The 21,453-nt window shown below is 68.3% G+C and carries 20 protein-coding genes and 2 tRNA genes; 15 read left to right on the forward strand and 7 right to left on the reverse strand.

Features of this window, described 5'->3' with window-relative positions; translation table 11 throughout:
• Positions 1 to 16 precede the first annotated feature (16 nt).
• The 5 genes from H7K45_RS30955 to H7K45_RS30975 are packed head-to-tail and all read left to right on the forward strand — an operon-like array spanning position 17 to position 4,102.
• A complete protein-coding gene (locus tag H7K45_RS30955) occupies positions 17 to 742 on the forward strand; it encodes a GNAT family N-acetyltransferase (protein WP_264000031.1) in 726 nt (241 codons plus the stop codon).
• Positions 739 to 1,695 (forward strand): amino acid ABC transporter permease, encoded by a 957-nt coding sequence (locus H7K45_RS30960; protein ID WP_264000033.1) that lies wholly within the window; start codon positions 739 to 741, stop codon positions 1,693 to 1,695. Before H7K45_RS30955 ends, H7K45_RS30960 begins: the two co-directional genes overlap by 4 nt.
• Complete coding sequence (locus H7K45_RS30965) at positions 1,692 to 2,456, forward strand: amino acid ABC transporter ATP-binding protein (RefSeq protein WP_264000035.1); 765 nt, start codon at positions 1,692 to 1,694, stop codon at positions 2,454 to 2,456. Before H7K45_RS30960 ends, H7K45_RS30965 begins: the two co-directional genes overlap by 4 nt.
• A gap of 49 nt (positions 2,457 to 2,505) precedes the next feature.
• On the forward strand, positions 2,506 to 3,447 hold the full coding sequence (locus H7K45_RS30970) for a transporter substrate-binding domain-containing protein (RefSeq protein WP_264000085.1): 942 nt from the start codon (positions 2,506 to 2,508) through the stop codon (positions 3,445 to 3,447).
• 43 nt (positions 3,448 to 3,490) lie between these two features.
• Positions 3,491 to 4,102 carry a hypothetical protein gene (locus H7K45_RS30975; RefSeq protein WP_264000037.1) on the forward strand — a complete coding sequence of 204 codons (612 nt, stop codon included), beginning with the start codon at positions 3,491 to 3,493 and terminating at the stop codon, positions 4,100 to 4,102.
• On the opposite strand, the gene H7K45_RS30980 is transcribed toward H7K45_RS30975, so the two are convergent.
• Together H7K45_RS30980 and H7K45_RS30985 are read right to left on the reverse strand one after the other, a co-directional pair.
• Positions 4,084 to 5,289 (reverse strand): MFS transporter, encoded by a 1,206-nt coding sequence (locus H7K45_RS30980; RefSeq protein ID WP_264000038.1) that lies wholly within the window; start codon positions 5,287 to 5,289, stop codon positions 4,084 to 4,086. The genes H7K45_RS30975 and H7K45_RS30980 overlap by 19 nt on opposite strands.
• 124 nt (positions 5,290 to 5,413) lie before the next feature.
• A complete protein-coding gene (locus tag H7K45_RS30985; RefSeq protein WP_264000039.1) occupies positions 5,414 to 6,805 on the reverse strand; it encodes a hypothetical protein in 1,392 nt (463 codons plus the stop codon).
• Between the two features lie 395 nt (positions 6,806 to 7,200).
• On the opposite strand from H7K45_RS30985, the gene H7K45_RS30990 reads away from it, so the two are divergent.
• From H7K45_RS30990 to H7K45_RS31005, 4 genes are all read left to right on the forward strand, one after another.
• Entirely contained in the window at positions 7,201 to 7,989 is a 789-nt protein-coding gene (locus tag H7K45_RS30990; RefSeq protein WP_264000041.1) for a fumarylacetoacetate hydrolase family protein, read from the forward strand.
• Positions 7,989 to 9,461, forward strand: a complete 1,473-nt coding sequence (gltX, locus tag H7K45_RS30995; protein ID WP_264000042.1) for a glutamate--tRNA ligase — start codon at positions 7,989 to 7,991, stop codon at positions 9,459 to 9,461. Before H7K45_RS30990 ends, gltX begins: the two co-directional genes overlap by 1 nt.
• 116 nt (positions 9,462 to 9,577) lie before the next feature.
• A tRNA-Gln gene (locus H7K45_RS31000) sits at positions 9,578 to 9,652 on the forward strand.
• A gap of 84 nt (positions 9,653 to 9,736) precedes the next feature.
• A tRNA-Glu gene (locus H7K45_RS31005) sits at positions 9,737 to 9,812 on the forward strand.
• A 53-nt stretch (positions 9,813 to 9,865) separates the two neighbouring features.
• Here the strand turns inward: H7K45_RS31005 and H7K45_RS31010 are convergent.
• Complete coding sequence (locus tag H7K45_RS31010; protein ID WP_264000043.1) at positions 9,866 to 10,567, reverse strand: IclR family transcriptional regulator; 702 nt, start codon at positions 10,565 to 10,567, stop codon at positions 9,866 to 9,868.
• Positions 10,568 to 10,663: 96 nt separating this feature from the next.
• Here H7K45_RS31010 and leuC point away from each other — a divergent pair, with 96 nt between their 5' ends.
• The 3 genes from leuC to H7K45_RS31025 all read left to right on the forward strand — a co-directional run bounded on the left by leuC (position 10,664) and on the right by H7K45_RS31025 (position 13,643).
• Positions 10,664 to 12,106 carry a 3-isopropylmalate dehydratase large subunit gene (gene leuC, locus H7K45_RS31015; RefSeq protein WP_264000044.1) on the forward strand — a complete coding sequence of 481 codons (1,443 nt, stop codon included), beginning with the start codon at positions 10,664 to 10,666 and terminating at the stop codon, positions 12,104 to 12,106.
• A gap of 9 nt (positions 12,107 to 12,115) precedes the next feature.
• Entirely contained in the window at positions 12,116 to 12,709 is a 594-nt protein-coding gene (gene leuD, locus H7K45_RS31020) for a 3-isopropylmalate dehydratase small subunit (protein WP_264000045.1), read from the forward strand.
• A 202-nt stretch (positions 12,710 to 12,911) separates the two neighbouring features.
• The gene (locus H7K45_RS31025) at positions 12,912 to 13,643 is read left to right on the forward strand and encodes an HU family DNA-binding protein (protein WP_264000046.1); all 732 of its coding nucleotides are present in this window, start codon (positions 12,912 to 12,914) and stop codon (positions 13,641 to 13,643) included.
• A 74-nt stretch (positions 13,644 to 13,717) separates the two neighbouring features.
• Here H7K45_RS31025 and mutT1 read toward each other — a convergent pair whose 3' ends face one another.
• The 3 genes from mutT1 to cofC all read right to left on the reverse strand — a co-directional run bounded on the left by mutT1 (position 13,718) and on the right by cofC (position 17,598).
• Entirely contained in the window at positions 13,718 to 14,650 is a 933-nt protein-coding gene (gene mutT1 / locus H7K45_RS31030; RefSeq protein ID WP_264000048.1) for an 8-oxo-(d)GTP phosphatase MutT1, read from the reverse strand.
• 64 nt (positions 14,651 to 14,714) lie between these two features.
• Positions 14,715 to 16,889, reverse strand: a complete 2,175-nt coding sequence (locus tag H7K45_RS31035; protein WP_264000050.1) for an RNA degradosome polyphosphate kinase — start codon at positions 16,887 to 16,889, stop codon at positions 14,715 to 14,717.
• A 22-nt stretch (positions 16,890 to 16,911) separates the two neighbouring features.
• A complete protein-coding gene (cofC, locus tag H7K45_RS31040; protein ID WP_372512702.1) occupies positions 16,912 to 17,598 on the reverse strand; it encodes a 2-phospho-L-lactate guanylyltransferase in 687 nt (228 codons plus the stop codon).
• Between the two features lie 54 nt (positions 17,599 to 17,652).
• Here cofC and H7K45_RS31045 point away from each other — a divergent pair, with 54 nt between their 5' ends.
• The 3 genes from H7K45_RS31045 to H7K45_RS31055 are packed head-to-tail and all read left to right on the forward strand — an operon-like array spanning position 17,653 to position 20,876.
• The gene (locus H7K45_RS31045) at positions 17,653 to 18,633 is read left to right on the forward strand and encodes an NAD(P)H-dependent glycerol-3-phosphate dehydrogenase (protein WP_276070803.1); all 981 of its coding nucleotides are present in this window, start codon (positions 17,653 to 17,655) and stop codon (positions 18,631 to 18,633) included.
• Positions 18,634 to 18,638: 5 nt separating this feature from the next.
• Positions 18,639 to 19,742: a cystathionine gamma-lyase gene (locus tag H7K45_RS31050; protein ID WP_264000086.1), complete on the forward strand. Its 1,104-nt coding sequence runs from the start codon at positions 18,639 to 18,641 to the stop codon at positions 19,740 to 19,742.
• 18 nt (positions 19,743 to 19,760) lie between these two features.
• Positions 19,761 to 20,876, forward strand: a complete 1,116-nt coding sequence (locus H7K45_RS31055) for a D-alanine--D-alanine ligase family protein (protein WP_264000053.1) — start codon at positions 19,761 to 19,763, stop codon at positions 20,874 to 20,876.
• Here the strand turns inward: H7K45_RS31055 and H7K45_RS31060 are convergent.
• Positions 20,873 to 21,445 (reverse strand): DUF3515 domain-containing protein, encoded by a 573-nt coding sequence (locus H7K45_RS31060; RefSeq protein ID WP_308206450.1) that lies wholly within the window; start codon positions 21,443 to 21,445, stop codon positions 20,873 to 20,875. The two genes, H7K45_RS31055 and H7K45_RS31060, sit on opposite strands and share 4 nt — an antisense overlap.
• Positions 21,446 to 21,453: the final 8 nt, after the last annotated feature.

Consider the following 21,453-nt stretch of genomic DNA (forward strand, 5'->3'; position numbering starts at 1 on the left):
ACGCGAGGAGTATCGATTGACCACCGAAACCGTTCCCACGACGCGGGATACGGGGCCCCACCCGCTCGACGACCCCATCCGGTCGTCGTTGCGCGGGGCCCACTCACGGTTCGCGTCCTGGTCCGGCCGCATCGGGCGCTACGACCCGCAGGTGGCCGGATTCGTGGGGCACCCACCGACTCTCGACGACCGCGACTGGTCTGACCTGGCCGCACTCGTCGGTCCGTCGGCGGAGGTCTCGTTGCGCGGGGCGCACACCCCGCCCGCCGGCTGGGAGGTCCTCGGTACGATCGGATCGGTGCAGCTCGACGGAACCGATCTCGCGGTGGCGCCCGACCCGGAGGCCGTCGTCCTCGGGGCAGGCGACGTGCCACGCATGCTGGACCTGGTCGCCCGCACCGAACCCGGACCGTTCCGCGTGCGCACCGTCGAGATGGGGACCTATCTCGGCTTCGTCGACGGCGGCAGGCTGGTCGCGTTGGCTGGTGAACGCATGCACCCCGAGGGGTGGACGGAGATCAGCGCCGTGTGCACCGATCCGCTGTACCGCAGACGTGGTCTGAGCACGCGTCTGGTCCGGGCGGTCGGACACGGCATCCGGGCTCGAGCGGAGACGCCGTTCCTGCACGCTCGGGCCGACAACGTCTCGGCGATAAGGCTTTACGAGTCGCTGGGCTTTCGGCTGCGGCAACGCTCGGTGCTGACGTCGGTGCGCACGCCGGGGCGGGACGGTCGGCGATGACCGCCGTGGTTCCGAACGCGGCCGGCGCGTCGCTCGACGACGACTCCCCGGATTCACTGACGGTCGCGCGAACGTGGCATCCGTGGCGGTGGGTGACCGGTGCCGCGGCGCTGGTGGTCCTTGCCCAATTCGTGCACGGGCTGGCCACCAACCCCGGCTGGGACTGGGGCACGTTCGCCCAGTACTTCACGGCCAAGTCGGTGATGGCCGCGCTGTGGCTGACGATCCAGTTGACCTTCTGGGGCACGCTGATCGGGTTCGCACTCGGCATCGCCATCGCCGCCGCCCGGTTGTCGCACAACCCCGTGCTGCAGGTGATCTCGTGGTGCTACGTCTGGGCGTTTCGCTCCATTCCGCTGATCGTCCAATTGCTCTTCTGGTTCAACATCGCCTACCTGTACCGCACGCTGAGCGTCGGAATTCCCTTCGGCCCCAGCTTCTTGCACTTCGACGTCAACGGCGTCGTCAGTGGTCCGATGGCCGCGATCATCGGTCTGGCCCTGCACCAGGCCGCGTATTCCGCGGAGATCGTCCGCGCGGGAATCATCTCCGTCGACCAGGGACAGCTCGAAGCGGCTGCCGCACTGGGCATTCCGAAGCGTCGCGAATTCTTCAAGATCGTCCTCCCACAGGCGATGCGGGGGATCCTGCCCAACGCGGCCAACGAGGTGATCTCGTTGTTCAAGGGCACCTCGATCGTCTCGGTGATGGCGATCGCGGAACTGTTCTACCAGGTGCAGGTGATCTACGGCCGTAGCGGCCGGGTGGTGCCACTGCTGATGGTGGCCACCGTCTGGTACATCGTGCTGACCTCGCTGCTGTCGGTCGTGCAGTTCTACGTCGAGCGCCACTACGCCCGAGGCGCGCTGCGGACGGTCCCGCCGACTCCCATCCAGACGTTGCGCAACAAGCTCCAGGCGCTTCCGCTGTCGCCGCGGGGTGCGACCCGATGACCGGTCTGGCGATCGACGTTCGCGGCGTGCGCAAGTCCTACGGCTCGCTCGAGGTGCTCAAGGGGGTCGACCTCACGGTCCGCCCCGGTGAGGTGACCGCGATCCTGGGGCCCTCGGGCTCGGGGAAGTCGACGCTGCTTCGGGTGCTCAACCATCTCGAGAAGGTCGACGCAGGGCTGGTCAAGGTCGACGGCGAACTGGTTGGCTACCGGCTCAAGGGTCGCCGGCTGCACGAGCTCACCTCGCGCGAGATCCTGCGGCAGCGCAGCCGAATTGGCTTCGTCTTCCAGAACTTCAACCTCTTCCCCCACCTGACGGTGCTGGAGAACGTCGTGGAGGCCCCGGTGTCGGCGCAGGGTCGCAACCGCGCCGAAGTGGAAGCCGAAGCCGTCGAATTGCTGGAGCGGGTCGGCGTCGGCGACAAGGCCCAGGACTACCCGCGTCGACTGTCTGGTGGTCAACAGCAGCGGGTTGCGATCGCCCGCGCACTCGCGTTGCGACCGAAGGTCATCCTGTTCGACGAGCCGACCTCCGCCTTGGACCCGGAGTTGGTGGGCGAAGTTCTGGAGGTCATCCGTCAGCTGGCCCGCGACGGCGCGACGCTCGTCATCGTTACCCACGAGGTCGGCTTCGCCCGCGAGGTGGCCGACACGGTCGTGTTCATGGACGGCGGGGTGATCGTGGAACGCGGGGCGCCCGCAGAGGTGTTCGACCACCCGGTGCACGCCAGAACTCGCGAATTCCTGTCCCACGTCCTCTGACCGGCCCCATCGACGAGAGATCCCAACAGTGAACGCATTTCGCACCGCCATGGCCATCCTCGCCGTGGTGACCGCCTCGTTGGCGACGTCGTGCAGCGAGCCGACGGTCGCCGACACCGTCACGGCCGCGGACGGCCAGACCTTCGACCTCAGCGCGGAACAGAAGGGGCGTGTCGAGACCCCCAAGGTGGACGCGATTGCGGCACTGGTCCCTGCGCCGATCCGTGAACGCGGGGTGCTGCGGGTCACGGGCAACGTGGGTTCGACGCCGCCGCTGGACTTCTACGCCACCGACAACGCCACCATCATCGGCAGCGAGGTCGACGTCTCGCACCTGATCGGCGACGTCCTCGGGCTACGGGTGGAGACGAGCAACGCCGACTGGGCGCAGAACTTCGTGCGGATCGACTCCGGGGAGGCCGACGCGTTCATCTCGAATGTGACGGTGACCGAGGAGCGCAAGGAGAAGTACGACTTCGCGACGTATCGGTTGGACAACCTCGCGCTGGAGGCGCCCGCCGACTCGACCTGGGTCTACCACGACCGAAAGGACATTGCGGGCAAGCGGATCGGCGTCTCCTCGGGCACCAATCAGGAACAGCTCCTGGTCGACTGGAACGCCCAGAATGCAGCCGACGGGCTCACACCGGCCGAGATCGTCTACTACCAAAACAACGCCGACTACTACCTGGCATTGGCCTCCAAGCGAATCGACGGCTACCTGGGTCCGAACCCGTCGGCGGTGTACCACTCCGCCAGCGCCAAGGAGACCAAGATCTTGGCGACCTACTCCGGGGGCGGGGATGCGCTTCAGGGTGAGATCGCCGTGCTGACCAAGAAGGGCAACGGGTTGGTCGAGGCGGTCAACCAGGCGCTCAACCAGGTGATCCAGAACGGTGCCTACCGCCGGGCGTTGGACCGCTGGGGGCTTGGCGGCGAGGCGGTCGCGGCGTCGCAGATCAATCCGCCGGGACTGCCCAAGAAGGCGTGACCGGCGCGGCAGCGGCCGGCCGGGGGCCGGGTAGGTTTCAGTCATGGCGAGGACCGGCCTGGCGTCGACGGTGACCCTCACCCACCAATGTTGGCTCTTCGTCGTCGGATCGGCATTCTTCGCGGCCGCCACGGCGCCCGGGTTCTCGGCTGCCGCCGGACCGGGCGCGGCCAATGCGCTGTGCTTCGTGGGTTCGTGGTTCTTCACCAGCGCCGCCTGGATTCAGCTCGTCCTGGCCGGGCCCGAGGACAGCGACCAATGGCGTTCGGCCGCCGTGCAGTCCGGCGGAACCGTGCTGTTCAACGTCAGCACCGGGGCGGCCGTCTGGGCGCACGCGGTGGTGGCCGAGCGCAGATTGGTGTGGGCGCCGGATGCCACCGGATCCCTGGCCTTCCTGGTCAGCGCCGTGTTCGGCGTCCTCGCGGTGTCGGCGACCACGGGGCGCTGGCGGCCGACATCACGCGACTGGCAGGCGTGCTGGGTCAACGTGATCGGCTGTGTCGCCTTCGCAGGCAGCGCCGTCGGAGCGTTCGTCCACCCGTCCGGCACGGTCGCCGACGAAGCGCTCGCCAATCTCGGCACGTTCCTCGGTGCGCTGTGCTTCCTGGCCGCAGCGCTCCTGGTGCTACCCCGGCATCAGGTGGCGGGTGGCTGATTGCGCAGCGGGTCGGCGTTCACCGGCACCAAGGGCAGCGCCACCAACGGGAACAGCGCGCACACCGCGAAGGCCGCCGGGTACCCGGCCACGGTGATCAGCGCACCGAACACCGGTGGCACGATGCCCGCGGTGAGCAATTGGCTGGTGTTCTGTGTCCCCAGTGCGCGGCCACTCCAAAACGGTCCTGCCAGTTCGGCGATCGCGGTGAAGGCAAGTCCGTTGTCGGAGACGGTGATGACCGACGCGGCGACCATCACCGCCACCGACAGCGGTGAGTGGATCAGGTCGGTGACGGCCAGCAAGGCCATCGCGACGGCGGCACCGATGGCGATCGTGCGGATCGGATGGAGTCGCGATCCAACCTTGTCCGACCACCTGCCGGCGGCGATCCTGCCGGCGGCTCCGAGGATTTGGGCGAACGTCACCATCGCGCCTGCGGCGGCTGCCGACCACCCACGATCGGCCATCAACCACACCAGCGTGAACGTCCACACCACGCACTGAGGCCCGACCAGCAGCACCGAGACGGCGTGGATGCGCCACAGCGTCGACGATCCGCGATAGGGGTTGGCCAAATCCTCGGCGGGGGCGTGCGCCCGCGGTGGCCGGGGTGGGTCGACGACGCCGATCGCGCTGATCACCGCGGCCGCGGCGCAGGCAATCGCAGGGAACGTCAGCGCCGCCGCTACGCCGCTGCCTTGGGCCAGCTGTGGAATCACCAACGCGCCCAGCCCGACTCCGAGGGGTTGCGCGGTCTGGCGGATGCCCATCACGAGTCCGCGCTGGTGCGGAGGGAACCATCCGACGACGAGGCGTCCGCTGGCGGAATTGCTACTGGCGGCGGCCATCCCACCCAGGAAGAGGAAGACGCCCACCGCGACCAAGGAGTCGACCGAGGCCGCGGCGAATGCGGCGGCGGCGGTCAGTGCGGACCCGACGGCCAGCACCAGGCGTTCACCGAACCGGTCGACCAAATACCCCCAGGCGATCAGCGTGACGACCATCCCGAAGCTGGGCAACGCAGAGACCAGCCCCGCGTGGGCCAGGTCGAGGCCGCGCTGGACGTGCAGGGTGGGGATGAGGAACGCCACCCCGTTGATGAAGACGTTGGCACACAGGGTGGCGGTGAGCGCAATGACCAGCATCGACCAACGACGCGCGGTCCCTACGGTGGGGACGGACATGAACCCATCGTGACACGACGTTCCCACCATGCCGAATCGCCATCCCATTATTTGAGACTGACCCCAACGCGTGATGCCCCCCTCCGCTGATGGCGGAGGAGGGCATCTCCAGTGAGGTGTCGGGTCAGCTCGCGCTGGACGAGCCCGAGCTCGAGCTCGAACCCGAACCGCCCGACGCGCTCGATGCAGTGTCCTTCTTCGTCTCGGCGGTCTTGCTGGCGCCCGCCGATGGTGCCGACGGCGCGGTCGACGCCGGCTTGGTGGCGGTGGACGATCCGGTGGTGCTGCCTCCGGTCGAGGACGCCTCGGCAGACCCGGCGGAACCCGTCGACGAGGAGTCCCTCTCGTCGGTGGGCTTGGTATTCGACGAGGGGCCGTCCTTGGCGGTTCCCGTCGACCCGGCATCCGAGGATGCCGCCGGCGTCGTCGACTCGGTGTCCGCCGGGGGAGTGGAGGTCGCGGCGACGGTGGTCGATTCCGTTGCGGCAGTGGTGGACTCGGCGGTGACGGGTTCCGTCGCGGGCTCGGCAGTCTTGGCGGCGGTGGCTGCCTCGGTCGCCGCTGCCGCCGATGCGGTGGCCTTGGCCGACGTCTCGCCGACCTGGGCCTCCTGCGTTGGAGCCGCCGTCAGGCTGACGAGCTTGGCCGCGGTTGGCAGGTCGGCCACGGTCGCCGTCGCCGTAGGTGGTGCGGCCGCGCCGAGCGCCTGGGCAAAGGTGTCGCGAGCGGCGAGCAGGGTGGCGATCAAGCCCGAGCCGAACCCACCCTCGACCTGCGGGCTGAACACGCCGGTGGTGGACTGCGGCGGGTACCCGTTGAGGAAGGCGTTCGTCACGATGGCAGGAATGTTGACGAGGGCGTTGAGCGCACCTGCCACGTCACCCGCTCGCGCCGCGTCGATGACGGCCTGGCCGGCATCGCCGAAGGAGTAGACCGCGCCGGCGATGGGCGACAACGCGGCAAGGCCAACGGGCAGCAGCACGTTCGGGATGGCGGCGACGACATTCGCGACGCGCTGGACGGTGTCGGTGATGACCGAGGTCGCACTGATGAGACTGATCGCCGGTGCCAGGATGAGCCCGATGCCAGCCTGGAACACGGTGCCGACCGCGGCGCTGAACTGACCGGCGGCCAGCTGCTGAGCGGCCAGCAGGGTGGCCGCAGGCAGCGCGGCGGCCTGAGAGACGAATCCACCTGCCGCGCCTTCGAATGCCGTCGCCAGTGTGGCGGCGTTGGCCAGTTGGTTGGTGAGGATCTGCTGCAGGATCGGCGCGGGATCGTTCTGAAACTGGCTGCCCAGGGCCGCGACGTTCGCGAAGGTCGTCTGCACCACCGTGACCCATTCGGCGATCGGGTTCGCCATCGCCACGAGGTCGACGACGGCGGAGGACGCGTGGATCGCGGGCAGGTGGATCTGTGGAGGCGGCACCGCGAGCGGCGCGGCCACGAGGGCGGTGGCACCCACCGTGGCGACGCCGGCCGTCAGGTATGAGCGAACCGCTACGTGCACTGACATTTCTCTCCTTGGTGTTGAACTGACCCCCCGTGCGCAAGACAGTAGCTGACCTTATCAACGAGTAGGAGGCAAATGGGCCGACCAATTTGGAAACTGAATGGAGCGCACGTGATCTTCTCGTGATGTGCTGCTGATCTTGAGTATTAGCTGCTAAAGGTGGTCAAATGCTGTCAACGATGACTCGATTGCCGCCGAATCGCGAGGCCGTGGGTGATCCATTTAGACTGCAACTTACCGCCCGGTAAGTGTGACGTGTTTGCTAGAAATATCGCGTACGACAATTTATGGATCTGGCTCGACGAGCAAATCTGGGCCAGATGTGCGAGCGGGAAGGGGCGGCAAGGATGGGTCGCGACGATGCCGTCGAGTGCGGCCGGTGTCCTAGGGTGGGAACAATGCGCCTCGGTCGAATTGCCAGTCCAGATGGGGTCGCCTTCGTGAGCATCGAAGGCGACGTCGCGAACGGTGCCCTCGAGGCACGGGCTCGCGAAATCGCCGAGCATCCGTTCGGCACTCCCACGTTCACCGGCCGGTCGTGGCCGCTGGCCGACGTCCGGCTGCTCGCGCCGATTCTCGCGAGCAAGGTGGTGTGCATGGGCAAGAATTACGCCGCGCACGCCGCCGAGATGGGTGGCGAGGCGCCGGAGGATCCGGTGATCTTCCTCAAGCCCAACACGTCGATCATCGGGCCCAACGTGCCAATCCAGCTTCCCGCCGACGCTCATCCGGTTCATCACGAGGGTGAGCTGGCCGCCGTCATCGGCAGGCCGTGCAAGGACGTCCCGGCGTCGAAGGCCGCCGAGAACATCCTCGGCTACACCATCGCCAACGACGTCTCTGCGCGAGACCAGCAGAAGAAGGACGGCCAGTGGATGCGTGCCAAGGGGCACGACACCTTCTGCCCGGTCGGTCCGTGGATCGACACCGACGTCAACCCCTTCGATCTCGACCTGCGCACCGAGGTCAACGGTGAAGTGCGCCAACACAGTCGCACCTCGCTGATGATCCACGACATCGGCGCCATCATCGAGTGGGCCTCGGCCGTCATGACGCTGCTGCCGGGCGACTTGATCCTCACCGGGACGCCGGAGGGCGTGGGACCCATCGAAGACGGCGACACCGTCAGCATCACCGTCGAGGGTATCGGCACGCTCACCAATCCCGTTGTGCGCAAGGGCAAGTGATGGTTACCAGTAACGTCAGGGTCAGGTTCTGCCCGTCGCCGACGGGCACGCCGCACGTCGGCCTGGTCCGCACGGCGCTGTTCAACTGGGCCTACGCGCGGCACACCGGCGGCGATTTCGTGTTCCGCATCGAGGACACCGACGCCGCGCGCGACAGCGCCGAGAGCTACGCCGCCATCCTCGACGCGTTGCGGTGGCTCGGACTGGATTGGGACGAGGGGCCGGAGATCGGCGGACCGTACGCGCCGTATCGACAGTCCGAGCGCGGGGAGATCTACCGCGACGTCGTGGCGCGGTTGCTTGCCGCCGGTGAGGTCTACGAGGCCTATTCGACGCCCGAGGAGGTCGAGGCCCGCCACCTCGCCGCCGGTCGCAATCTCAAGCTCGGCTACGACAACTACGACCGCACTCTGACCGACGCCGACCGCGCCCGGTTCACCGCCGAAGGGCGCAAGCCGGTGCTGCGGTTGCGGATGCCCGAGGAGGACCTCACCTGGGTCGACCTGGTCCGCGGGCCCACCACGTTCGCCGCCGGGACGGTGCCCGACTTCGCGATCACCCGCGGCAACGGTGATCCGCTCTACACCTTGGTCAACCCCGTCGACGACGCCATGATGAAGATCACCCACGTGCTTCGCGGGGAGGACATCCTGCCCTCGACCCCGCGCCAGATCGCGCTCTACCAGGCGCTCGTGCGCATCGGCGTCGCCGAGCGGGTACCCGAATTCGCGCACTTGCCAAGTGTTTTGGGTGACGGCAACAAGAAGCTGTCCAAGCGTGATCCGCAGTCCAATCTCTTCCTCCATCGCGATCGCGGATTCATCCCGGAGGGGCTGTTGAACTACCTGGCGTTGTTGGGTTGGGGGATCGCCGACGACCACGACCTGTTCAGCCTCGACGAGATGGTGGCCGCCTTCGACGTCGCGAACGTCAACTCCAACCCCGCCCGCTTCGACCAGAAGAAGGCCGACGCGATCAACGCCGAGCACATCCGCATGCTCGACACCGCGGACTTCACCGCGCGGCTACGGGACTACTTCGTCGCACACGGTCATGACACCGGCTTGGACGACGCGGGCTTCGCGGAGGCGGCCGCCCTCGTCCAGACGCGAATCGTCGTCCTCGGGGACGCATGGGATCTGCTCAAGTTCCTCGACGACGCGTCCTATGCGCTCGACGAGAAGTCCGCAGCCAAGGAGTTGCGTGCCGAGGCGGTGCCCGTGCTGGACGCCGCCCTCGTGGCCCTCGAGGCGGTCACCGAGTGGACCACCGAGGGAATCGAAGCGGCGCTGAAGGACGCGCTGCTGGACGGCCTCCAGCTCAAGCCGCGCAAGGCGTTCGGCCCGATTCGGGTGGCAGTCACCGGTGCCTCGGTCAGCCCGCCGCTGTTCGAGTCGATGGCACTGCTGGGTCGGGAGCGCAGCCTGACCAGGCTGCGGAGCGGACGGGACCACGCGTCGGCCCAGGCGTGAAATCCGGCGCCGAAATCTTTGGTAGTGTGCTCGTCGGTCGGTGATTGCACGCGCTGGTAGACCACAGCGGGTGTTGTCCCACCGAGGCGCCCGTGACCTGCGGTTATGGCGTCGATTGGGGTATGGTGTAATTGGCAACACAGCGGTTTCTGGTACCGCCATTCTAGGTTCGAGTCCTGGTACCCCAGCCAATTTCGGATAGGCGGCTCGCCAGGTCCAACGATTAGGTCGACATCGTTCCCCTGGGCTATGCTGGCCAACCGGAAATAGTTCTAGCCCCCGTCGTCTAGCGGCCTAGGACGCCGCCCTCTCACGGCGGTAGCGTGGGTTCGAATCCCATCGGGGGTACCACGAATGAAGGCGCCTACCTCTCGGGGTAGGCGCCTTTCGTCGTCGTGGTGCGGCTACAGCCGCCTGGTGAGCGCATCGGCCGCGGCCAGCAGATCGGCCGCCCACCGGGCGCCGGGCCGCCTGCCCATGCGGTCGATGGGCCCGGACACCGAGATCGCCGCCACCACCACTCCGTGCGCATCACGCACCGGTGCGGACACGCTCGCCACGCCGGGCTCCCGTTCGGCCGCGCTCTGTGCCCACCCCCGCTTGCGCACCTCGGCCAGGGTGCGGTCGGTGAACTTTGCCGTCGCGAGCACCGACTGCTGGGTGGCGGGGTCGCTGTAGGCGAGCAGCACCTTGGCGCCCGAGCCCGCGGTCATCGGCAGCCGGGTTCCGACGGGCACGGTGTCGCGCAGCCCGGCCGGCGGCTCGAGGGCGACCACGCAGACCCGGGACAGGCCCTCCCGTCGATAGAGTTGCACGCTCTCGCCGGTGATTTCGCGAAGCTTGGGAAGCACCCCCGCGCTGGCGGCGAGAAGGGGATCGTCGACCCGTCCGGCGAGTTCGTTGAGCGCCGGGCCGAGGCACCATCTGCCGTCGGCGTCGCGAGCCAGCAGTCGGTGAACTTCCAGACCTGCAGCCAGCCGGTGTGCGGTGGCACGCGGCAGACCCGTGCGCTCGCACAGATCGGCCAGACCGCAGGGGGACTCGGCGACGACGTGCAGGACGCCCACCGCTTTGTCGAGCACGCCGATACCGCTATCGTGTCCCATAGGGAGATACTAGCGTCCCGGATGATGGGATGCCCGTACCGAGACCCAGTGCGACGGCAGCGCCCTCTGCTCGTCGCCCGAAGGGATGAGCTAGTCATGACTGGAACCGCAGATGCGCCGCGCACCATGGCCGAGAAGGTGTGGGCCGATCACGTCGTGGCCCACGGCGCGGGCCAGGACGCCGCGCGCGAACCCGATCTGATCTACGTCGACCTGCACCTGATCCACGAGGTCACCAGCCCGCAGGCCTTCGACGGACTTCGGTTGGCGGGACGCCCGGTTCGCCGTACCGATCTGACGATCGCCACCGAGGACCACAACGTGCCCACCAAGGACATCGACAAGCCGATCGCCGATCCCATCTCGCGCACGCAGGTCGAGACCCTGCGGCGCAACTGTGCCGAATTCGGCGTCCGGCTCTACCCGATGGGCGACGCCGAGCAGGGCATCGTGCACATCATCGGACCGCAGCTCGGTCTCACCCAGCCGGGCATGACGATCGTCTGCGGCGACAGCCACACCTCGACCCACGGAGCGTTCGGCGCCTTGGCGATGGGCATCGGCACCTCCGAGGTCGAACACGTGCTCGCGACGCAGACGTTGCCGTTGCGCCCCTTCAAGACCATGGCGGTCAACGTCGACGGGGTGCTGCCCGCCGGCACCAGCGCCAAGGACGTCATCCTGGCCGTCATCGCGAAGATCGGCACCGGTGGCGGACAGGGCTACGTCATCGAATACCGCGGCAGCGCCATCGAAGCGCTGTCGATGGAGGGCCGGATGACCATCTGCAACATGAGCATCGAGGCCGGTGCCCGCGCCGGCATGGTCGCGCCGGACGAGACGACCTTCGCGTACCTGAAGGGCCGTCCGCATGCCCCCGCTGGTGCGGAGTGGGATGCCGCCGTGGCGGCGTGGACCCGGTTGCGCACCGACGAGGGAGCCGAATTCGACACCGAGGTCTACCTCGACGCCGCCGAGCTGAGCCCGTTCGTGACGTGGGGCACCAACCCCGGCCAGGGCGTTCCGCTGAGCGCCTCGGTCCCGGACCCAGAACTGATGTTCGACGAGGGGGAGCGCCAGTCGGCCGAGAAGGCGTTGGCGTACATGGACCTTCAGCCGGGTACCGCGATGCGCGACGTCAAGATCGACACCGTCTTCGTCGGCTCGTGCACGAACGGTCGCATCGAGGATCTGCGGGTGGTGGCAGACATCCTGCGGGGCAGGAGGATCGCCGACGGGATGCGGATGCTGGTGGTGCCGGGGTCGATGAAGGTCCGCGCTCAGGCCGAATCCGAGGGACTCGGAGAGGTGTTCGTCGCGGCAGGTGCCGAATGGCGCCAGGCCGGTTGCTCGATGTGCCTGGGCATGAATCCCGACCAGCTCGCACCGGGGGAGCGCTGCGCAGCGACGTCGAACCGAAACTTCGAGGGGCGCCAAGGCAAGGGCGGTCGCACCCACTTGGTCTCACCCGCGGTGGCGGCGGCGACGGCCGTCCGCGGCACCCTGTCCTCGCCCGCCGACCTGCCCCAGAATCGCTAGGAGACAGCCATGGAAGCCTTCCGCACGCACACCGGCATCGGCGTCCCGTTGCGCCGGTCCAACGTCGACACCGATCAGATCATCCCGGCGGTGTATCTGAAGCGGGTCACCCGAACGGGTTTCGAGGACGGCTTGTTCTCCGCCTGGCGCAACGACCCCTCCTTCGTCTTGAACCTTCCGCCGTTCGACCGAGGCTCGGTTCTGGTGGCCGGTCCCGACTTCGGCACCGGATCGTCGCGCGAGCACGCCGTCTGGGCGCTGATGGACTACGGGTTCCGGGTGGTGATCTCGTCGCGGTTCGCCGACATCTTCCGCGGGAATTCGGGGAAGGCGGGGCTTTTGGCCGCCGAAGTCGCCCAAGACGATGTGGAACTGCTGTGGAAGTTGATCGAGCAGCAACCGGGTCTGGAAATCACTGTGAATCTGGAGGATCGAAGCATCCACGCGGGAACGGTCATGGTGCCGTTCAAGATTGACGACTACACCGCCTGGCGACTGCTCGAAGGTCTCGACGATATAGGCCTTACGCTGCGCAAACAGGATGAGATCGCGGCCTTCGAGGAACGCAGGCCGAGCTGGAAGCCGCGCACGGTTTCCGCCTGACGAGGGCCCGCACGGGGCTGAAATCACCCCCAGCAAGCCCATTTTGGGACCCCCGTACCACCGGTGGTGTGGGCCAACCCGATTGCCGAAATTGGCGCCAGCTATTCCTGAAATTGGGCGTGGCTCTTGGAAATCAGCGGCCTGAAGGTTTACCGTAGCTTTCAGTTGGCTCAAGGTGGGCCACTGGCTTCGGAGGTTTTGCATGAACAAGGCAGAGCTCATCGACGTCCTCACGGACAAGTTGGGCACCGATCGTCGGCAGGCGACCGCCGCCGTGGAGAACGTCGTCGACACCATCGTGCGTGCCGTCCACAAGGGCGACAGCGTCACCATCACCGGCTTCGGCGTGTTCGAGCAGCGCCGCCGCGCCGCCCGTGTTGCGCGCAACCCGCGCACCGGCGAGACCGTCAAGGTCAAGCCGACGTCCGTCCCGGCATTCCGTCCCGGGGCTCAGTTCAAGGCCGTTGTGTCTGGCGCACAGCGTCTCCCGTCGGAAGGTCCCGCCGTCAAGCGCGGTGCCACCGCCGCACCCGCCAAGAGGACCGCCGCCAAGAAGGCAGTCAAGAAGGCTGCGACGAAGGCGCCGGCCAAGAAGACGACCGCCACCAAGGCGCCGGCCAAGACGGCCGCCACCAAGAGCACGGCCACCAAGGCGCCGGCCAAGAAGACCACGGCCACCAAGGCGCCGGCCAAGACGGCCGCCACCAAGAGCACGGCCACCAAGGCGCCGGCCAAGAAGACGACCGCCACCAAGGCGACGCCGGCCAAGAAGACCACGGCCACCAAGGCGCCCGCCAAGACCGCCGCCACCAAGGCGCCGGCCAAGAAGACGACCGCCGCAAAGGCGCCCGCGAAGAAGGCGGCACCGGCCAAGAAGACGACCGCCACCAAGGCGCCCGCGAAGAAGGCCCCCGCCAAGAAGGGCCGCAAGTAGCAACAGATCCGGAAGTCAGTTCCGGCACCAGGCACGCCGTGGATCATCGAGATCCACGGCGTGTCTGCGTCGTATCACCCGTCGGAGGCCAAGGGGCTGCCGATGTGGTCGGCTGCGATCAACGTGTCGTCGGCCAGCGACAGCACCCACGTGCTGCCCTTGCGGTTGCGTGACTTGTCCGGACGGACCCCGTCCCGGTCACACCACCACGCGATGAGATCCGGAATGACCTTGCCCTGAGAGCAAATCACCGGCGTGCCGCCGGTCGCGGCGATCTCCAGCAGGCGCCGCCTTGCCGGCCCGTGGGCCTCGGCATAGGCCTCCTCCGTCAGCGTGGGCTCGTCCTGGATCGGCACGCCCAGCTCCTCGGCCAGCGGGCCGACCGTCTGCTGACACCGCACCCTTGGCGCGGCGTGGACCTCGGTGGCGCCGAAGGCGAGGAGTAGGCCCACCAGGGATTCGGCCTGCGCACGACCGTGCTTGTCCAGCGGACGCTTGCAGTCATCCCCCTTGTATCTGGCCTTGCTGCCCGCCGTCCCATGCCGCACGACGAGCACCGTCCGAGTGTCGGCGGGCTTCTTGGCGAAGCGGCGCAGCACCTTCCGATCGTGCGGGTATTGCAGCCGTTTGAGGGCGGCGGCCGTGGGTAGCCACACGAGCTCGTCGACCTCGTCGTTGGGGGCGAACTCCCCGCCGAGTGCGCGTGCAGCCCAATACCGCACGTGTTTGACGCCCGAGTCCACCGGATAGCTGACGGCCGCCAACCGCCGACCCAATTCCGAGGCGTACCCCGTCTCCTCGAGGACTTCACGCACCGCGGTCACCGGTTCGGTCTCACCCGGATCCACCTTGCCCTTGGGCAGCGACCAGTCGTCGTACCGCGGCCGGTGCACCACTGCCACCAGTGGCGGTGCGGCGTCACCGGAGTCCTCGTCGGGCCGCCACAGCACCGCGCCGGCGGCTGACGTCACCCTCTTGGCCGTCGACGACGGCGTCTTCTTCGTCACCTCAACTCCTGCAGGTCATTCGAGAACGTGACGATGTGCACGTCCACCGCGGCACCCGCCGGCGTCACGGATGCCGGTGGCGTTCCATGAGCGAGACCTGGTGGTCCCGCACGGTCTGACCCTCGTGCGGCGACGCGGTCCAGTGACCGTCGGGCCCTAGTTCCCAGCACCTGGTCGTGGGGTCCATGGCCGACTCGAAGACGTCGTCGAGTTGCTCGGCCAACCGCGGATCCTTCACCTGTGCCATCACCTCGACGCGACGGTCCAGATTACGATGCATCATGTCGGCGCTGCCGATCCAGAACTCGTCGATTGCGCGGAAGTGAATGATTCGCGAATGTTCGAGGAACCGCCCGAGAATCGACCGCACGGTGATGTTCTCGGAGTAGCCGGGCACTCCCGGGCGCAGCGCGCAGATCCCGCGCACCACCACCTCCACCTTCACCCCAGCCTGGGAGGCGCGGTAGAGCGCGTCGATCACCTGCTCGTCGACCAGGGCGTTGGCCTTCATCCGGATTCGTGCGTTCCCACCGTCTCGGTGGGCCGTGATCTCGCGCTCGATGCGCTCGACGATTCCCCTGCGCACTCCGTACGGGGCGACCAGCAGATTGCGGTAGGAGACCTTGCGGGAGTACCCGGTAAGGGAATTGAAGAGGTCGGTCAGGTCGGCGCCGATGTCGGGAGAGGCGGTCAGCAGCCCCACGTCCTCGTAGAGACGTGAGGTCTTGGGGTTGTAGTTGCCCGTGCCGATGTGGCAGTAGCGCCGAATGGTCGAGCCCTCGCGGCGCACGACGAGGCATGTCTTGCAATGGGTCTTGAGACCGATGAGGCCGTAGACCACGTGCACGCCGGCCTGCTCGAGGGCGCGTGCCCACTTGATGTTGGCCTGCTCGTCGAAGCGGGCCTTGATCTCGACGAGTGCCACGACCTGCTTGCCGGCCTCGGCGGCGTCGATCAGCGCGCTCACGATGGGCGAGTCACCGGATGTGCGGTACAGCGTCTGCTTGATGGCCAGCACGTTCGGATCCGCGGCGGCCTGCTCGATGAAACGTTGCACCGTCGTGGAGAACGAGTCATACGGGTGATGCACCAGCACGTCCCCGTCGCGCAACGTCGCGAAGATGCTCTTGGGTGTTTCGCGTTCGCCGAACGCCGGCGGCGTCGCGGGCACGAACGGCGGATCCTTCAACGCGGGACGGTCGACTCCGTAGATCTGCCACAGCGACGACAGATCGAGCAGACCGGGCACCTCGATGACGTCGCCCGGGTGGACGTCGAGTTCACGCAGAAGCAGTTCGAGCATGTTCTCGGTCATGTCGTCGGCGACTTCCAGTCGCACCGGAGATCCGAAGCGGCGACGCGCGAGTTCCCGCTCCAGGGCTTGCAACAGGTCCTCGTCGCGGTCTTCCTCCACTTCGAAGTCCGCGTTGCGGGTGATGCGGAAGGCGTGGTGCTCCACGATCTCCAAGCCCGGAAACAGCACCGAGAGGAACGCCGAGATCAATTCCTCCATGGGGAGGAATCTGATGGCCGCACCCCCTTCGCGCGGACCGAGTTCGACGAAGCGGTCGACGTTGTCGGGAACCTTGATTCGCGCGAAGTGCTGTGTGCCGTCCTCGGGCTGGCGCACCGTGATCGCCAGGTTCAAGCTCAAGCCGCTGACGAAGGGGAACGGGTGGGCGGGGTCGACGGCCAGCGGCGTGAGGACCGGGAACACCTGCTCGTGGAAGTACACCGACAGCCGCGCGCGCTCGTCGTCGTCGAGCTGGGCCCACGTCACCACGATGATGCCCTCGTCGGCCAAAGCGGGCCGCACCGACTCCATGAACACCTGGGCGTGCCTTCTGGCCAACTGCTGGGTGCGCTCGCTGATGCGCCGCAACTGCTCACGCGGCGAAAGGCCGTCGGCCGAGCGAACCGACAGGCCCATCTCGTCGCGGCGTTTCAGGCCGGCGACGCGGACCATGTAGAACTCGTCGAGATTGGAGGCGAAGATCGCCAGGAACTTGGCGCGTTCCAACAGCGCCAGCGACGGGTCGGCCGCCAACGCCAGCACCCGGGAATTGAAGTCCAGCCAGCTCAATTCGCGGTTCAGGTAGCGATCGTCGGGCAGGGCCTCGGCCTCGGCCGAGTCGGCAACCCCCGTGGTGGTGGCAGGCGGCGCGTCGGGCGTACTACCGTCCGATACCCAATCCGTGGTGGAAGGTCGTGTCTCGGCTTCGGTCACATCGACGATCATCCACCATGTCGGGTCGCAGGGGCTAGGTGCCGCCGACCGTGTTCTTCGTGACGGCCCCCACGCCAAGACCCAGCGCCGTCGCGAGGTCGTCGGGGGTGTCGATGTCGCAGCGCAGTCCTGGCCAGCCACCGGTCAATTGGTGCGCACCCGAATCGCGGTGTCGCCGTGCTGAATCCGATCCGAACACCGGTTCGAGCGGAACGCCGAACGCGAAGAGCGCCGAGGTGCCCGTGCCGTGCCGGTCGCTGACGAAACTGCGCGGGTGGTGACGAGCCCTGGCGATGGCCTCGGCCAGCTCGCGGGCTTGCAGCGCCGGCAGATCGCCCTGCAGGACGCCCACATTCGGGGTCTCCGCACGGATCACGGCTTCGGCGACCGCGATCGCGTTGTTCAGCGGGTCGGGATGTCCCGCCGGTGTCGGATCGTCGACGACCCTGGCGCCGAGCTCGCGGGCGGCCTCGGCGGCGACGGGGTCGGGTGTCACGACGGTGATGGTGCGTACCGCCACCACCGACGACGCGGCGGTGATGGTGTCCAGCAGCATGGCCAGCACGACGCCTTCGCGGTCTTCGGGGGAGAACGCCGAGGCGAGGCGTGTCTTGGCCGCGCTCAACCGCTTCACCGCGACGATCAGCCCAACGTGCCGATCCTCTGCGCTCGCCCCGGTCACACCACCCGTCGCTGCGCTCGCCCCGGTCATGCCCGTCATCCTGCCATCAGCACGCGTCAGGCTAGATTTGTTCCCGTGGTCAGGGCAGCGGTGATGGGCGCGGGGGCGTGGGGAACGGCTCTGGCCAAGGTCCTCGCCGACGCTGGCAACGACGTCACCCTGTGGTCGCGACGCCCCGAGGTGGCCGACGAGATCAACGACACCCACCGCAACACGCGCTACGGCGGCGAGGTCGCACTTCCCGAGTCGATCCGCGCCACCGGGGACGCCGCCGCCGCCCTCGACGGCGCCTGCACCGTGCTGCTTGCGGTGCCGTCGCAGACGTTGCGTGCCAACTTGGAGCCGTGGCGCGACCACATCGGTGCCGACACCACATTGGTGAGCGTGGCCAAGGGCATCGAACTCGACACCCTCCTGCGGATGAGTCAGGTCATCGTCCAGGTGACCGGCGTCGACTCCTCGCGCGTCGCGGTGGTCACCGGTCCCAACCTGGCCAGCGAGGTGCTCGACGAGCAGCCCGCTGCCACCGTCGTCGCGTGCACCGACTCGGGCCGGGCGGTGACGCTGCAACGCGCCTTCTCCACCGGATACTTCCGGCCCTACACCAACTCCGACGTCGTCGGCGCCGAGGTCGGCGGCGCGTGCAAGAACGTCATCGCCCTGGCCTGCGGGATGGCCGCCGGCGTCGGCCTCGGGGAGAACACCGCGGCGGCGATCATCACCCGCGGCCTCGCCGAGATCATGCGACTGGGACTTGCCCTGGGCGCCAAGGGCACCACGCTCGCCGGGCTCGCCGGCGTCGGCGACCTCGTCGCCACCTGCACCTCACCCCAATCGCGCAACCGGGCATTCGGGACCCGCCTGGGACGGGGTGGAACGATAGAATCCGCGCTCCACGACGCGGGCGGACACGTGGCGGAGGGCGTCACGTCCTGTCAGTCGGTGCTCGCGCTGGCCGCGAGTTACGACGTCGAGATGCCCCTCACCGACGCGGTGAACCGGGTGTGCCACCGAGGTCTGTCGGTCGACGACGCGGTCGCGCTGCTACTGGGCCGCAGCACGAAGCCGGAGTGAATGCCATGGACGGTCAGTACGGAGACTCCACTCGCAGCGTCAAAGCCGCTGCCTCCGAACACATTCCGGGTCAACCGGTGTCCTCGCCGCCGGTGCCGGCCTCGGCCTATCACCTCTCGGCCGACGAGTCCGAGCCCGGTGACACCTACGGCCGCAGCTCCAATCCCACTTGGCGCCAGCTCGAGTCGGCGCTGGCCGATCTCGAGGGCGCCACCTCGGCACTGACCTTTGGCTCCGGGATGGCCGCCATCACCTCGGTGCTGCGGGTGCTGGCCACACCCGGCACGACCCTGGTGGTCCCCGCAGACGGGTACTACCAGGTGCGCCTCTTCGCCGCCGAATACCTCGCCCCCCGCGGCGTGACCGTCCACGAGGTGCGGGCGGCGGACATGTGCGCGGCCGCCGAGACCGCCGACGTCGTGATGGCGGAGACCCCGGTCAACCCGACCCTCGACGTCGTCGACCTGCACGCACTGGCGCTCACCTGCCGCGCCCGCGGCGCCACCCTCGTCGTCGACAACACCGCACCGACACCGCTTGGGCAGCAACCCCTCTCGCTCGGCGCCGACCTGGTGGTGGCCAGTGCCACCAAGGCGTTGTCGGGGCACAGCGACCTGCTCGCCGGATACGTCGCGAGTAGCCACGCCGACGTGATGGCGGCCGTCGCTCGCGAACGGCTGCTGTCCGGAGCGATCCTCGGCCCGTTCGAGGCGTGGCTGGCACTGCGCAGCCTCGGCAGCGCGGGGCTGCGCTTCGAGCGGCAATGCCACAACGCCATGGCGACGGCCCTGATGCTGCGCGACCACCCCGCGGTCCGGTCGGTGCGCTACCCGGGGCTGCCCGACGACCCGGCCCATGCCGTGGCCTGCCGCCAAATGCGGCGCTTCGGTGGGCTCGTCTCGTTCGAGTTGGCCGACGCCGCCGCCGTGCACCGCCTGGTCGAGCGCAGCGACCTACTGGTCGCCGCCACCAGTTTCGGAGGTCTGCACTCCTGCCTGGACCGTCGCGCGCGCTGGGGCGACCCGGTCCCCGACGGCTTCGCGCGGCTGTCCTTGGGCATCGAGGACACCGATGATGTGATCGCCGACCTCACCGCGGCACTGGCCTAGCGGTAGCCTCTCTAGGTTGTGACCGACAGCTCGAGCCCCCGCGTCCGCGTCGCCGTCGTCTACGGCGGACGAAGCTCCGAGCACGCCATCTCGTGCGTTTCGGCCGGCAGCATCCTGCGCAACCTCGACCCGGAGCGCTTCGACGTCGTCGCCGTCGGCATCACCCCAGAGGGTTCCTGGGTGCTGACCGACGGTGGGCACGAGTCACTGGCCATCACTGACGGCCGACTCCCGGAGGTCACCAGTGCGGCGGGCACGGCGCTCGCCCTCGCCGCCGATCCTGGGCGCCGCGGCGAGCTGCTGTCCCTGGGCCACGCGCCCGGGGACGTCCTGGCCTCGGTCGACGTCGTCTTCCCGGTGTTGCACGGACCGTACGGCGAGGACGGCACCATCCAGGGCCTTCTCGAACTCGCGGGGGTGCCCTACGTCGGCGCCGGGGTGCTGGCCAGCGCAGCGGGCATGGACAAGGAGTTCACCAAGAAGCTGCTCGCCGCCGAGGGGCTGCCCATCGGCGACCAGGTGGTCCTGCGCGCACACGACGACACCCTCGAACTCGAGGACCGCGAGCGTCTCGGGTTGCCCGTCTTCGTCAAGCCCGCCCGCGGCGGATCGTCGATCGGCGTCAGCCGGGTCACCGCCTGGGACGAGCTCCCCGCGGCCATCGCCCACGCCCGCCGCCACGATCCCAAGGTGATCGTCGAGGCCGCGGTACCCGGACGCGAACTGGAGTGCGGCGTGCTGGAGTTCCCCGACGGTCACGTCGAGGCCAGCACGGTCGGGGAGATCCGGGTGGCCGGCGTCCGCGGCCGCGAGGACGCGTTCTACGACTTCGCCACCAAGTACCTCGAGGACGCCGCGGAGCTCGACGTGCCCGCCAAGGTCGACGACGAGATCGCCGACGAGATACGGCAATTGGCGATCAAGGCGTTCCGAGCAATCGACTGTCAGGGCCTGGCCCGCGTCGACTTCTTCCTCACCGACGACGGCCCGGTGATCAACGAGATCAACACCATGCCGGGTTTCACCACGATCTCCATGTACCCGCGCATGTGGGCCGCCAGCGGCGTGGACTATCCGACGCTGCTGGCCGCCATGGTCGACACCGCGGTCGCCAGGGGCACGGGGCTGCGCTAACGCACCGGCCCCGGATCGGGTGTGACCGCGGGCAGCGCCTTGGACACCGCCCGCGACAGCAGCTGGATGGGCGTCGCCCCGGAGCCCTCCGGCAGCGTCAACGCGACGTACACCGGCCGGTCGACGGCGACCCAGGTGGTCCTGCCCTCCCCGGGAATCCGGAACCACAGCACGTCGTCCACGGCTTGCAGGGGTGCACTGGCGGAGAAGTCGTCGGGCCGGTCGATTCCACATCGCAGCACCACCAGGTCGCCGCCCGGCTCGGCCTGCCATGCGGCGGTGCTCAACGGCACGGGCGCCATCGCCTCGGCGCGGTGATAGTCGTCGAGATCGTCGGGCAGGTTGGCCATCAGCGCCTTACAGCCGTCGCTGCCTGCCTGGGGTGCCGGTGCGGCGGCGATGGCCACCGGCGCGGGTGGCGGGGTCTTCTCCCGCGTGGCCGCCACCGCCAGCAGGGCGACGACCGCGACGACCGCGACGACCGCGACACCGATCGCCGCGACCATGACTCGACGGGGCGGTCCGTCGGAGACGGCCTCGGGGGCTGCTGGGGAAACGGACTCGGTCACCCCTGCAC

Source organism: Mycobacterium yunnanensis (assembly GCF_025823185.1).
In the GTDB taxonomy this organism is placed as follows: domain Bacteria; phylum Actinomycetota; class Actinomycetes; order Mycobacteriales; family Mycobacteriaceae; genus Mycobacterium; species Mycobacterium yunnanensis.